The 14,213-nt window shown below is 64.5% G+C and carries 9 protein-coding genes; 4 read left to right on the top strand and 5 right to left on the bottom strand.

Annotated features, from left to right (window positions below; all coding sequences use genetic code 11):
* The first annotated feature begins 20 nt into the window (after positions 1-20).
* Genes SOM61_RS11865 through SOM61_RS11855 form a run of 3 tightly spaced genes read left to right on the top strand, consistent with a single transcriptional unit; the run spans position 21 to position 4,706 of the window.
* On the top strand, positions 21-2,891 hold the full coding sequence (locus SOM61_RS11865; protein WP_320474287.1) for a glycoside hydrolase family 31 protein: 2,871 nt from the start codon (positions 21-23) through the stop codon (positions 2,889-2,891).
* A gap of 41 nt (positions 2,892-2,932) precedes the next feature.
* Positions 2,933-4,018, top strand: coding sequence for an SGNH/GDSL hydrolase family protein (locus SOM61_RS11860; protein ID WP_320474286.1), 1,086 nt, complete (start codon positions 2,933-2,935; stop codon positions 4,016-4,018).
* A gap of 52 nt (positions 4,019-4,070) precedes the next feature.
* On the top strand, positions 4,071-4,706 hold the full coding sequence (locus SOM61_RS11855) for a class I SAM-dependent rRNA methyltransferase (RefSeq protein ID WP_320474285.1): 636 nt from the start codon (positions 4,071-4,073) through the stop codon (positions 4,704-4,706).
* Between the two features lie 7 nt (positions 4,707-4,713).
* Here SOM61_RS11855 and SOM61_RS11850 read toward each other — a convergent pair whose 3' ends face one another.
* Positions 4,714-4,914, bottom strand: coding sequence for a hypothetical protein (locus tag SOM61_RS11850; RefSeq protein WP_123072150.1), 201 nt, complete (start codon positions 4,912-4,914; stop codon positions 4,714-4,716).
* Between the two features lie 203 nt (positions 4,915-5,117).
* Between SOM61_RS11850 and SOM61_RS11845 the strand changes: the two genes are divergently transcribed.
* Complete coding sequence (locus SOM61_RS11845; RefSeq protein WP_320474284.1) at positions 5,118-5,867, top strand: hypothetical protein; 750 nt, start codon at positions 5,118-5,120, stop codon at positions 5,865-5,867.
* A gap of 4 nt (positions 5,868-5,871) precedes the next feature.
* Here the strand turns inward: SOM61_RS11845 and SOM61_RS11840 are convergent, their stop codons facing one another.
* From SOM61_RS11840 to SOM61_RS11825, 4 genes are all read right to left on the bottom strand, one after another.
* Positions 5,872-7,452: a GH39 family glycosyl hydrolase gene (locus SOM61_RS11840; RefSeq protein ID WP_320474283.1), complete on the bottom strand. Its 1,581-nt coding sequence runs from the start codon at positions 7,450-7,452 to the stop codon at positions 5,872-5,874.
* Between the two features lie 3 nt (positions 7,453-7,455).
* Entirely contained in the window at positions 7,456-8,745 is a 1,290-nt protein-coding gene (locus SOM61_RS11835) for a helix-turn-helix domain-containing protein (protein WP_320474282.1), read from the bottom strand.
* A gap of 9 nt (positions 8,746-8,754) precedes the next feature.
* A complete protein-coding gene (locus tag SOM61_RS11830) occupies positions 8,755-10,947 on the bottom strand; it encodes a beta-glucosidase family protein (protein WP_320474281.1) in 2,193 nt (730 codons plus the stop codon).
* A 71-nt stretch (positions 10,948-11,018) separates the two neighbouring features.
* Positions 11,019-14,036: a TonB-dependent receptor gene (locus tag SOM61_RS11825; protein WP_320474280.1), complete on the bottom strand. Its 3,018-nt coding sequence runs from the start codon at positions 14,034-14,036 to the stop codon at positions 11,019-11,021.
* Positions 14,037-14,213 lie beyond the last annotated feature (177 nt).

Raw genomic sequence — 14,213 nt, 5'->3', positions numbered from 1 at the left:
ATTATTACAGGAGATCGACAATGCGTATGACACAGCTGGCAGCCGCGGTGCTGTTCCTCGCCTCTGGGCTCCAGGCCCATGCAGGCACTTTCCAGCAGACCGCCACCGGCATCGAGGTCAGGCCCGACACCGGCGCCAAGGTGGTGCGCCTGAACCTCATGAGCGACAACATCATCCAGGTGGTGAAGCTCGCCCAGGACAACAAGACGCTCACACCCTCGCTCATGACGGTGGCGACGCCTTGCGCCGACAAATGCGCGTTCACGGTGGCGCCGGGCAAGGACGCTGTGCAGCTCAAGGCCGGCAAGATTGCCGCCACCGTGTCCTTGAAAGACGGCCAGGTCCAGTTCTTCGACGCCGCCGGCAAGCGCTTCCTGGCGCAGGCGTCCGAGTCGATGCAGCCGGTCGACGTCGGCGGCAAGCCCTTCCTGGCGATCAAGCAAGGTTTCAACCACGGCACCAAAGACGCCTATTACGGCCTGGGCCAGCACCAGAACAACCAGATGAACTACAACGGCGAAGACGTGCTGCTGGCCCAGCACAATATGATCGCCGCCGTGCCCTTCGTGGTGTCGGACAAAGGCTATGGCCTCCTGTGGGACAACAACTCGATCTCGCGCTTCGGCGACGCCACGCCCTACGACCACATGTCGCGCGACCTGGTCTTGCGCAGCCCGGACGGCAAGCAGGCCGGCCTGACCGCACGCTACTACGTCGATGGCAAGCTGGCGCTGACGCGCCAGGAAAAGGACATCGATTACCAATACCTGAAGGACGTGGACGAGAACTGGCCCAAGGAGCTCACGCCGGCCAAGGACCTCAAGAACGTGCGCGTGGTGTGGGAAGGCACGATGAGCAGCGACAAGCCGGGCGTGCACAAGATGCAGCTCTATTCATCGGACTACGCCAAGCTGACGGTGGACGGCAAGGAAGTAATGGACGTGTGGCGCATGGGCTGGAACCCGTGGTACCACAACTTCGAGGTCAAATTCGACAAGAACAAGCCGGTCAAGCTGCACCTCGAGTGGAAGCCGTCGGGCGGCATGGTGGCCATCACCCACAACAACCCGCTGCCGAGCGCGGAACGCCATTCGCTGACCATGTCGTCCGAGATCGCCGAGGCGATCAACTACCACGTGATCAGCGCCGACAGCATGGACGGCGCGATCGCCGGCTACCGCCACCTGACCGGCCAGGCGCCGATGATGCCGAAATGGGCCTATGGCTTCTGGCAGTCGCGCCAGCGCTACGAGACCCAGCAGCAGCTGCTCGACGCCCTGGGCGAATACCGCAAGCGCGGCTGGCCGCTCGATAATATCGTGCAGGACTGGTTCTACTGGCCCGAGGATGGCTGGGGTTCGCACGACTTCGACAAGACCCGCTTCCCGGATCCGAAGGGCCTGGTCGACGCCGTCCACAAGCAGAATGCGCGCATCATGCTGTCGGTGTGGGGCAAGTTCTACGCCAATACCGACAACTACAAGGAGTTCGCAGCCAAGGGCCATATGTGGACCAAGAACGTCGAGAACGGCTCGCGCGACTGGGTCGGCAAGGGTTACCTCAACAGCCACTACGATCCGTACACCAAGGAAGCGCGCGAGATCTACTATCGTCAGCTCAAGAGCAAGCTGGTCGACCTCGGCTTCGACGCCTGGTGGATGGACAATACCGAACCGGATGTGCTGTCCAACAGCCGCCTGGAGGACTTCAAGGAGCTGATCGGGCCGACCGTGTACGGCGCGGGCGAGATCACCTTCAATCCCTACAGCCTGGTGAGCACGGGCGCCATGATCGATGGCCTCAAGCGCGACCAGCCCGACAAGCGCCAGTTCATCCTGTCGCGCTCGGGCTTCGCCGGCATCCAGCGTAACGCGGTGGCGGTGTGGAGCGGCGACACGGTCGGGCGCTGGAACAATCTGTACGACCAGATCGCCTCGGGCACCAATATGTCGATGTCGGGCGTTCCGAACTGGACCCACGATATCGGCGGCTACGCCCAGGAAGTGCGGTTCCAGACCGGCGATGTCGGCTCGGCCCAGGAAAACCGCGTCACCAGCCGCGCCAATGCCAATCCGGAAGACATGGAAGAGTGGCGCGAGCTGAATCACCGCTGGTTCCAGTTCGGCGCCTTCACGCCGCTGTTCCGTTCGCACGGCGAGGTGGTCAAGCGCGAGATCTACAACATCGCCGCCAGCGACGACGCCATGCGCGACAATATGGTGTGGTGGCTGAAGCTGCGCTATCGCCTGATGCCGTATATTTACACTGTCGCGTCGGACACCCACTACCGCTCGGGCACCATGATGCGCGGCCTAGCGATGGACTTCCCCAACGATGAGAAGGCCAAGAACGTCAAGGACCAGTATATGTTCGGCCCATCGTTCCTGGTGGCGCCGGTGTACGCGTACAAGGCGCGCCAGCGCCAGGTCTACCTGCCGGCCGGCGCCGACTGGTACGACTTCCACACCGGCGAGCGCCACCAGGGCGGCGCGACCCGCACCATCCAGGCGCCGCGCGAGCGCATGCCGCTGTTCGTCAAGGCAGGCTCGGTGATCACTGCCGGTCCAGTGACCCAGTACGTCGACGAGAAGCCGGATGCGCCGGTGACGGTGTTCGTGTACGCCGGGGCGAATGGCGTGGCGACCCTGTACGAGGACGACGGCGTTTCGAACGGCTACCAGCGCGGTGAAGCCAGCCGCATCCCGATCAGCTACGACGACAAGGCCGGCGTGGTGCAGATTGGCGAGCGCGCGGGACGCTACCAGGGCATGGTCGAGAAGCGCGAGTTCAAGGTGCGCCTGATCAAGCCGGGCGTATCGACCGCAGCCGACATGGATGCGTCGGACAAGTCGGTGGTCTATGAAGGCAAGCCGGTGAGCATCAAGCTGTAACCACAGGCCGGGCGCGTGCCCGGCTTTTTCTATCGACACTCATGAATATCTTCTCTTACGCGACCTGCGTGGCCCTGGCCGCGCTGCTCCACCTGGCGCCGGCGCACGCACTCGAAACGGTGACGCCGGACCACCAGCACCTGCAGTACACGGGCCGCATCGATGTCAGCGATCGCCGCGCGCCGTTGCTGAGCTGGCCCGGCACGTCGGTGGCGACCACTTTCACCGGCACCTCGCTGGCCATCGTCCTCGACGACCAGCACGGCAAGAATTACTACAACGTCTTTATCGACGGCGACACCGAACGGCCGATCATCCTGCAGCTCGACAAGGGCAAGAAGACCTACCTGGTGGCCAACGGCTTGAAGCCCGGAGCGCATCGGCTCCTGCTGACCAAGCGCACCGAGGGCGAGGAGGGCGCCACCGTCTTCCTTGGCCTGGAGCTGGACGATAAAGCATCATTGCAGGCACCGGCGGCCAGGCCGGGACGGCGCATCGAATTCTTCGGCGACTCCATCACCAGCGGCATGGGCAACGAGGCTCCAGACGATGGCGAAGACCACCACGGCAAGGACAAGAACAACTACCGCTCCTATGCCGCGATCGCCGCCCGCCAACTGGACGCCGAAGCGCATTTCACCTCGCAGGGCGGCATCGGCATCATGATCAGTTGGTTCCCGTTCACGATGCCGGACTTTTATGACCAGCTGAGCGCCGTTGGCGACAACGACAGCCGCTGGGATTTTTCGCGCTGGACGCCGGACGTGGTGGTGGTGAACCTGATGCAGAACGACAGCTGGCTGATCGGGCGCGACCGCAAGCTGCAACCCGAACCCGATGAGGCGCAGCGGATCGCGGCCTATCAGGCCTTCGTCGCGCGCGTCCGGTCCCTGTACCCGAAGGCCTATATCGTGTGCGCGCTCGGCAGCATGGATGCGACGAAGGCCGGTTCGCCCTGGCCTGGTTATGTAGAGACCGCCGTCAGGAATCTGCGCACGGCGGGTGACGCGCGCATCGACACGCTATTCTTCCCGTTCACGGGCTATGGCAAGCACCCGCGGGTGGCGCAGCATCAGGCGAACGCCGATCTCCTGACGGTTTTCGTGCGCAAGCGAATGGGCTGGTAGTGTGATGGCAGGGGCAGTGATATCATCCCGCCCTTAGTCAAGAAAGCCGCACATGCTCATCATCACCATCAAGCAGGGCAAGGAAAAGTCGATCCTTGCCGGCGACCCCTGGATCTACCAGTCCGCCATCGAAAAAGTCGAGGGCAAGCCGCACGAGCGCAACAAGATCGGCGTCACCGCCCTCGTGCAGTCGTCGTCGCGCCACTTCCTGGCGCGCGCCGCCTACAACGGCAAGTCGCAGATCGCGGCCCGCGTCTGGACCCTGCGTGAGGATGAAGCGATCGACCATGCGCTCATCAAGCGCCGCGTGCAGGCCGCCTTCGAGCGTCGCGCCGATACCTGGCGCGCGATTGGGCCGGATGCGCTGATCGGGCTGATCGATGGGGAAAAGGATGGCTTGCCCGGCCTGGTTGTGCAGGGCTATGGCGGCCCAAGCGGCTACCTGATCTGCCAGTTCAATGCCGGCGGCGTCGACCTGTGGAAGGTGCCGGTGGTGCAGGCGCTGCTGGCGGCCACCGGCTGCCCGAACGTCTACGAGCGTTGCGATGCGCTGGTGCGCAAGGCGGAAGGATTGCCGTTCACGCCGGGCGCCCTGGCCGGCGAGGAGCCGCCGCAGCGCCTGACGGTGCGTACGCGCGAGAAGCTGGCGCCGATGGATATCCGCACCGGCTTCACCTACCCGCGCTGAGCGGTTTTCAGGCCAGTGCTTCCTTCGCGGCCTCTTCAGGCGTGAGCGAATCGTAGAACTGGTCGGTGAACCACTCGATCTCTTCCTCGATGTGATCCTGGGCCTCCTTGACGGTGGCGCCGCCGGCGACCAGGAAACCTTCCACTTCGATGCACCACTGGATGAACGCCAATGTTTCTTCGTCCAGTTCTTCTTCCTTCTTTGCCATATCTTTTCCCGTATTGTTGCGTGACCAGTGAGCGCTGGATCGAAGCGATCAGCGTTGCACGATTCTAACGTAGTCGGATGTCGAGGCCAATGCTTCACCACCACGAAGTGCAAACCGGCGCTTGGCTTGTTATAGATATAAGGTGCCGTCCGCGCTGCGCGTCATGATGCTCCCTCTATCGACGCATATTCAGGGAGGTCGCGATGAAGTTGCTCTTGGCGCGTACAGTGCTCGCCGGCTCGATCCTCGGGCTGACAGGTTGCGCAGCATTCGATTGGTGGCCGCAGTCGACGGCCAAAGCGGACGTAAAGACACAGCAGTCCGCGGATAATACCGCCGGCGGTCCGGCGATATATCCGCGCGCTCCTGATGGCGGGTCGACCGTGACCGCCAGCTCGACCGAGACTTCCGCCGCCGCCGTGGCGACGGCCCCGGCGCCGGACGTCGCCGCGCCGGTCGCCGCGACCGGGCTCGATAGCGCGACCATGGTCGACATGCTCGGCATGGCCTGGCAAGGTCTCCAGCGGCCGCAGCCGGTCGACCCGGCCATCTCGAAATACCTCGGCGGCTTCGGTGTCGTGGTCGACATGCTGCAAAGAGGCTTCGATGCCAGGGCGGCGCGCGAGGCGCATGCGGGCATCGCCCGGCTGCGCGACGCGATGGGGCCGGGAGAGACCAAGATCATCCATATCAGGCAGGCAGCGGACGGCCGGGTGCAGGTTGTCGAAGTCCCCGGGCGCTTCACACCGATCGCGAAGAACCCGGGCGAGAAGGTCATCGAGTCCGAGATCGTCACGCCCGAGGTCGTCGTCGAGCGCGATGGCAGTCTGCTGCACATCTTCACCTCGAAAGGCGCGCTCACGCAAAAGGCGAGGGCGAGCTATGACCAGGAATGGCCGGCGTTCTACAAACGTTCCGATGCGGCGATCACTGCCATCCTGGCGCGAGGCTGACGCGTTATTTTGCAGGCGCGAACTGCAGCAGGTAGACGTCGTTCTCGCGCAGCGGCAGGCTGGTGGCCAGCCGTCCGTCAGCGCCGACGGTGACCGTCTTTTGCTGCGACGGCTTGCCGGTGGCCTGGGCCTTGAGCGCCGCGACCTGCTGCCGGCTCAGTTGTTTCGGCGAGCCCATGCCGATATAGGCCGTGAAGGCGTCGTTCTGCTTGTAGCCGACCTGCGACACGGTCATCGCGTAGGCGCCCGGTTTCATGCCCCGCAGCGCCACCGCGACCTGGCCCTTGGGCTTCGGCGGCAAGTCCTTGATATAGAACTGCTGGTTGTTGACCTTATCGGGCAGCGTATGGGTCACGTCCCATAGCAGGACCTGGGCATTGCCCTTGTCGTCGAGCGTGGCCCAGGAATCCTTGTCCGCATTCCTGAGCTCCGTGTGGCCGAGCTGGTTCAGGAACTGGTAGGCGAAATAGGCCGGTTTCTTGATGCCTTGCGTGTTCATCAGGCCGAAGCCGCCGTGGAAGGCCTCGAAGCGCGGGCCCGGCTCTTCGAAGATATCGGTGAACACCCAGTACGACATCGACTGCACCGCGCCGCTGCTCTGCTTGAGCTTCTTGAGGATGTAGGCGGCCTGGTGGTAGCTGTCGTGGGTCGGATCGGCCGGTGTGTACGACGAACTCCATTCGGTGTAGTGCAGTTCGAGCTTGGGCATGCTGGAGGCGGCGATCTCCTTGCGGTTCTTGAGCACGTCGCTGGCTACCGCCATATCGTCGCGGCTCAAGATCGTCCCGGTGGTGCCGAATTCGTCGAGGAAGCCCTGGCTCACGCCGTAGGAATGGGTGCTGACGAAGTCCAGCGGCACCTTGTTCTTGTCGGCATAGGCGATCATCTCGGGAATCCAGGCGGCGCCGGCGGTGGCCGGTCCGCCGACCCGGTAGGACGGGTCGACCCGCTTGACCGCGCGCGCCGCATGCGCGTACAGCCTGAAATACTCGTCCTGGGTGCCGGCCCAGAAGCCGTCCAGGTTCGGTTCGTTCCACACCTCGAAGTACCAGCTTGCCACCTCGTCGCGGCCGTAGCGTTCGGTCCAGTGGCGCGTGAGGGCTTCGATCAGGCGCTCCCACTGGCCATAGTCGCGCGGCGGCGTGACGTTGCCGCGCCACCAGAAGATGGTCTTCGTGCCGCTGGCCATGGCATTGGGCATGAAACCCAGCTCCACGAAGGGCTTGATCCCGATCGAGAGCAGGTAGTCGAACAGCGCATCGATGTACTGGAAGTTGTACTGTTCCTTGCCCTGGGCATCGATCTTGTACACGCCCATGTCGTCGGTCAACAAGCCGTGGAAGCGGATGTAGCGAAAGCCCGCGTCGCGCCGGATCTCGGCCAGTTGCTGTTGCCAGTCGGCGCGCAAGCCCTCGTTGGCGCGCCCCGCGCCGATGGACAGGTTGAACATGCGGTCAAGCTTGCCCTGCACCTGGGTGACGTCGACGTCGATATTGCGCTGCTGTGCCAGCGCGGCCAGGGGTAGGGCTAGGGGAAGGGCGCACAGCGCCGCGACAACGGCGTGCAGGAGGCGCTTCTGTTTCATGGGTCAACTCTCTGATGGTGAACAGGACGAGGCGCCAGCATACGTCTGGCTGGCTCTCACGGCGTGCTCCATGCGGATAGTTGAAGCAATCGTGCCGGACGTTTCAGCTTGCCGGGCCGCATCCGGCGCGCCCGCCAGCGAAGCGCGGAACGCCTTCGGCGTGCAGCCATACTCCTGCCTGAACAGCTTGTTGAAATAGGAGGCGTTGTTGTAGCCGACCGTGTAGGCGATCTCGCAGACCGTGGCCGATCCCTTCTCGGCCAGCAGGCGCGCGGCCTCGGTCAGGCGCAGCTTGTTCAGGTAGCCGGTGAAGGTAAAACCCAGTTCGGCCTTGAGGATCTCGTTGACCTTGTTGCGGTTGACGGCGGCGGCCTGCACCACGGCTTCCAGGTCCAGGTTGGCCTGAGCGTAGCGGCTCGCCATCGCCTGCAGGATGGCCGCCTTCTCGCGGTCGCGCCGCGGCTCGAGCGGAAGTTCGAGCAAGAGCTGCTGGTAGGCCACGATTGGCAAGTCCTTCTGCAACTTGTCCTGCAGTTCGCGGCGCAGGGCGCGCGCGTGGGCGCGGAACAGCCACAGGCCGAAGCCGGCCCAGGCCAGCAGCACCAGCGCGCTGGGGACAACAATCCAGCGCATGTCGCGGCCATGCAAGGTCAGGCTGCTGACGTCGACCACCAGCGGCACGTCGCGCGGCGTCTGGAAGGTGCTGCCGATGGCCAGCTTGGGCACCTGGTCCAGGCGGTAGGATTGGCGCGACAGCGGCAGCCCGGCATGGGCGAACCACCATTGCGGCGTCTCCATGCGCGTCAGGTCCAGTTCGATCCGGCTGCCTTGCTCGCTGCAGGAAAAGAAGCTCGAGGGCGCGCGGTAGCTTGCCGGGTCGCCGCGCCGCGACAGGCCCTCCTCGAAGGTCGGCGCCACCAGCGACAGGGTATTCCGTGGCGCGCAGGTGGCGACGAAGGACACCGAAGCAAAACGCGTCAGGTCGGCGTGCACCGGTGCTCCGTCCGGTCCCAGGAAGAACAGGTTGGCCTCGGCGTACGGATAGGCCGTGCCGCTGGCGACGTTCAGCGCCATGCGCAAGCGCCGGCCGTCGTCGAGTACCCGTACGCTGGAGGCGCCGCCGGCCGAGGCATCGACACCCGGACGGACACGCCAGGCCGCCTGGCTCTCTCCCGGGCCGCTCAGGAGCGCGACTTCGAGGAAGCTGCGCCGATAGACGGCGAGGCCTATGATGACGCTCGCGATGAGCAGCGCGACGAAGGCCAGCAGCGCCCGGCGTTGGAAGGCGTGCATGACAAGTCCCTAGCGTGCTCCGGCCGCGAACTCGCGCGCCGCCAGGCGCACGGTCACCGTCTGCACCGGGGCGTCGGCAGCCGTCGCCAGCATCACCCGATACTCTCCGGCCGCGATCTTCCAGCGGTTCGACGCGGCGTCGAACACCGCCAGCGTGCGCGGGTCGACCGCGACCTTGCTTGCGCGGCGCTCGCCGGCGTTCAGTGCCAGCTTGTCCCAGCCGCCCAGGCGCTTCGGCGCTTCCCAGCCGGCGCCGACCTTCGACACATACACTTGCGGCACCGCCTTGCCGGCGCGCGCGCCGCTGTTGAGGGTGTCGAAGCTGACCTGGATGCCGCCATCCGCTGCCTCGGCCTTCAGGTTGGTGTAGGTGAAGCTGGTGTACGACAGGCCGTGGCCGAAGGCGAACAGCGGTTTGATGCCCTTCAGGTCGAACCATTTGTAGCCGACCGCCGCGCCTTCGATGTCATAGTCGACGTCGAAGCGGCTGTCCTTGGGCAGGTCCAGGCCATCGAGCTTCGGCCGCGGCAGCTGGTTCTCGGACAGCGGGAAGGTCTGCGGCAGGCGTCCCGAGGCGTCCACTTCGCCGCTCAGCACGCGCGCGATCGCTTCGCCGCCATTCGTGCCCGGATACCAGGCCTGGACCACGCCGGCCACGGCGTCCACCCACGGCATCGTCACCGGGGTGCCGGTCTGCAGCACCACCACCGTGCGCGGATTGGCTTTCGCTACGGCGGCGATCAGCGCGTCCTGCGCGTTCGGCAGCGACAGGTTCGGCACGTCGTTCGCCTCCGAGGTCCACTGGGTCGCGAACACCAGCACCACGTCGGCGCCAGCGGCGATCTTCGCGGCGCCTGCCACATCCTTGCCGTCATGCCAGTCGAGCTTGGCCTTGCTGCGGCGGGCCAGGGCCTGCATCGGCGATCCTGGCAGATAGACCATCGGCCCCGGCCAGGCGGCCGGTCCCTCGTTCGGCACCGCCATGCCGCCGCGCGGATAGACCTGGGCCGAGCCGCCGCCGGACAGCACGCCCTTGTTGGCGTGGCCGCCGATGATGGCGATGCGTTTCAAGCCTGCGGCCAGCGGCAGCACATTGCCCGCGTTCTTGAGCAGGACGATGCCCTCCTCGGCGTCTTCCTGCGAGATGCGGCCGTGGGCGGCATAATCGATATCCTTGTCGCGTACCTTCACTGGGTTATCCAGCACGCCATGCGTGCCCATCGCCCACAGGATGCGCGCGACCATATCGTCCAGGCGCTGTTCCGGCACGTGGCCGTTCTGCACCGCCTCCTTGAGCGCGCCGTCGAAGTAGGGCGACTTGTCGAAGGGGTAGCCGGACTGCTGGTCCAGGCCTGCCAGCGCCGCCGGGATGGTCGAATGCACGGCGCCCCAGTCGGACATCACATAGCCCTTGTAGCCCCAGTCGCGCTTGAGCACCTTGTTAAGCAGGTGATCGTTCTCGCAGCCGTACACGCCGCCGATGCGGTTGTACGAGCACATGACCGAGCCCGGATTGCCGCGCTCGATGGCGATCTGGAAGGCCAGCAGGTCGGACATGCGGCCGGCCGCGTCGTCGATCTTGACGTTCAGGTGGTTGCGGCCCGTCTCCTGGTCGTTGTAGGCATAGTGCTTGAGGGTCGAGATCACGTGGTTCGACTGCACGCCGCGAATCTGTTCGCCGGCCATGATCCCGGCCAGCAGTGGGTCTTCGCCGGTGTACTCGAAGTTGCGGCCGTTGCGCGGCTCGCGCGCCAGGTTGACGCTCCCGCCCAGCATCACATTGAAGCCCGACAGGCGCGCTTCCTTGCCGATCATGGCCGCGCCCTTGAAGGCCAGCGCCGGGTTCCAGGTGGCGGCGGTGGCGATCCCCGCCGGCAGCGAGGTGCGCAGGCGCGTCTCTTTGCCCGGCTGCGAGGCAACCCCGATGCCGGCGTCGGTCAGCCACTGCGGCGTAATGCCCAGGCGCTCGATGCCCTTGATGTAGCCGGCTGACTGCACCAGGGCCTCGGCGGGCGGCTGCTTGCCCTGGAATTCGGTGCCGAACTGGCCGAAGACCATGCCGATCTTTTCGTCGATGGTCATCTGGCTCACCAGTTTTGCCGCGCGTTGCTGGGCGTCGTCGGGGGCGGCTTGCGCGCACTGGACGGCGCAGGCGGCGGCGAGGGCAATGGCCCAGCGGGCGTTCGGCAAAGCTTGCTGCATATTGTTGTCTCCTTATTTTGTTTGATGGCCGCGCCGCCCCTGAAGGACGTGCGCGGCCGGCTTGCTTCAAGTTAGAACGACACGCCCAGACGCACGCTGTAGCGCGGCCCCGTCACGAACCACGCGCGGCCCTTGTCGCCGACGTGGTGGGTCATGATCTGCTTGTACTTCGCATCGGTCAGGTTCTGCGCCTGGAAGTCGATGCGGTAGTTGTCGTTGAACTTGTAGCTGACGCCGCCGTCGAGCTGGCCATAGTCGTCGGCCCAGATCGGCAAGCCCCAGGCCACCACGTTCTGGCCGAAGGTCGGGCTGTCCGGGTTGCTGTCGACACCGTTCGTTCCGTTGGTGCCGTTGTTGTTGTTGCCGAGAAGGCTCTTCGAACGCCAGCTCCAGGCCAGGCGCGCCGACCAAGGGCCGCGGTCATACAGCAGTGCGAAGTTATAGGAGTTGCGCGACATGTACTCGAGCGGCAGGTCGCCGAAGGAGCGGCCATCGGTGTCGCAGCCATTCAGGTTCAGGTTCAGGTTGGCAGCATTGTTGCCGGCGCCGCACCAGGGCGAGTACACCGGGCTGTACAGGTCACGCTTGGTCTTGACGTGGGTATAGTTGGCCTGCACGCCAAAACCGGCCAGCCAGCCTGGCAGGCGGTCGAAGTACTGCTGGTAAGCGACTTCCATGCCGCGCGCGCTTCCGCGCGCCCCATTCACTGGCGTGGCGACGGTGAAATCGATTGCACGACCGGCCGAGTCGGTCAGCTGATAAAACGAGCTCTGCTTGATGATGATGTCGCGCAGGCGCTTGTCGAACAGGCCCACGGTGAGCGAACCGGCCTTGGCGAAGTACCATTCCGCGGTCAGGTCGATATTGCGCGAGGTGACCGGACGCAACAGGGGATTGCCTTTCGCTTCCCCTGTGTGGCCGACCGAGGTGACATCGGTGACCTGTCCTGCGCCGGTGCCGGTGGTGGTGCTTGTCACGTTCTGGCTGAGCGTGGTGTAGGCCTGCAACTGGTCGAAGTTCGGACGCGACATGCCCTTGCCGATAGCGAAGCGGAATTGCAGCTCGTCGCTGGCCTTCATCCGCAGGTTCAGACTCGGCAGCCAGTTGTGATAGCCGTTCTCATAGTCTTCGCGGCCGGCGAAGGGGGCGATCACGGGCACGGGCAGGCCGGTGGTGCCGCCGGGAGGAATGTTAAAGGTCGAATTGTAGACCGTGTAGCCATAGGACTTGGCATCGGTCTTGACGTAGCGAACGCCGATATTGCCGTCCACAGGGAAACGCAGGTTATCGAAACCGAAGCGCATCTGCGTGTACAGCGCCTTGGTCTTCTCGCCCTGTTCATTGTCGCCCGATGGATTGGCTTCGCCGAACGCTGCCGGGGTCCATGGCGCGCACGCGTTGCCGACTTCGGCGCACAGGATGTCGTGGAAGCCGTGCAACTGGGCGTAGCTGCCCGGGTAGCCGCCGGTGACCGAGCGAGCCGGGAAGATGATGGCCGGTACGCTGGCGTCGCCATTGAAGAAATTCTTGAACTGGTTGACCGTGGTCGGGGCCTGGAAGCGTGGATCGCTCAGGTAGGCCAGGTTGTTGATCTGCCAGGGCATCATCCAGCGCTGTGAAATCCCGACCCAGTTGAAGTCAGGGTTGGAGACGATGGTCTTCGCATCGCGATCGGTCAGGCGTACGCCGATTCGCAGGTCGCGCAGCACCGGGTGGTCGAAGTCGTACTTGACATCGCCTTTCCACGCCTTCTGCTCGGCCACGCTGCGGTCGAGGTGCTCCATCGAGAACGCCCAGAAGAAGTTGTTCGGGTCGCTCATCGCTGCCGCCTGCGATGGACTAAAGCTGATGCGTGGCAGCTTGCCGGTCAGGTCGAGATTCAGCTGGGGCATCAGGGTGCCGAGGGCGACCGTCGAATCGAAGCCCTCCGACCTGGCCTTCACGTGCTGGAAGTCCGAGGTCAGCGTCCAGTTGCTGGCGGGTTTCCATTCGACGTTCCAGGCGACGTCGGTGGTCGTCGAATCGCGGCTTGCGGTACGGGCGTTGTTGGCGTACTCGATGCTGCCCGCGGTGGGATTGACGATGGTGCCGCTCAGGAAGGCGCCGTTGGCATCGTAGACGCCGTTCTGCACGCGCAACTGGGTTGGATTGCCTTCGGCCGAGAACAGCGCGTTCTCGTCCCAGCGCATATCGTATTTCGAGCGGAACCAGGTCAGGTGGCTCTTGAGGGTATTGTCCTTCTTCCACTGCAGGGCGCCATAGGTGCCCTGGCGCTTGCGGTCGAAGTCCAGCGTGCGCCACTGCGCGCCTTTCGGGATCCAGACGGTGCGGCCCGGTTCGGCGTCGGCCACCGGATAATAGGGCTCCACCTGGAAGGCATCGGTCCGGGTGACGCTGCGCGAGCTGGCGAAGTTGACCAGTGCGCCGATCTCGCCGATGCCGGTCTGCCAGCGGTTCGAGTACAGGATCGAGCCGGCCGGGCGGGTCTTGCCCTTCTTGAGTTCCGAGTAGGTGCCTTCGACGCTGCCCGAAATGCGTTGGCCCTTGATGTCGAATGGCAGCGCCGTGCGCAGGTTCACCAGGCCCGAGATGCCGCCCTCGATCTGCTCGGCCGACGGGTTCTTGTAGACGTCGACGCCAGCCATCAGCTCGGGCGGCACGTCCTCGAAGTTCAGGGCCCGCCCGCCGGTGGACGAGAAGGAGTCGCGGCCGTTCAGTTCGGAGCGTACCCAAGACAGGCCGCGGATCGACACCCCCGAGCCTTCGACCGAAAAGTGTTCTGGATCGCTGCGCGACATGGTGCGGTCGATCGTCACGCCCGGCACGCGCTGCAGCACTTCGGTAATGGATTTGTCGGGCAGCTTGCCGATGTCCTCGGCGACGATCGAATCGACCACCTCGTCCGAGTTTTTCTTGAGCTGCTGGGCGCTGTCGAGGGCGGCGCGCTGGCCGGTGACCGTGACTACCTGGGCGCCAGCAGGGGCCGGGGCGGCGCTCGTCGCTGGCGCTGCTTGCTGCGCGAAGGCTGCCGACAACCAGCACAGATGTGCGACGCCCACGGCAATGGCCGACTTGTTCAACTGTCTCATGTTGTGTCTCCGTCTTTGTTGTGAAGAACCCGTCTGTGGGATTCTTTTCAGGTGCTACCGGGGTTGTCGGCGGTTCGCGGCCGCATAACCTGACAGTAAATATAACACCTAATGTTTGGCGCAATCATTGCCTTTTCGACCTCGTTGTAAATATTTATTGATGTTGTTGCCATTTCG

This window comes from Massilia sp. CFBP9012, assembly GCF_034045115.1.
Taxonomy (GTDB): domain Bacteria; phylum Pseudomonadota; class Gammaproteobacteria; order Burkholderiales; family Burkholderiaceae_D; genus Telluria.
The sequence above is the reverse complement of the archived record's forward strand: the minus strand, read 5'-3'. Positions and strand labels throughout refer to the sequence as shown.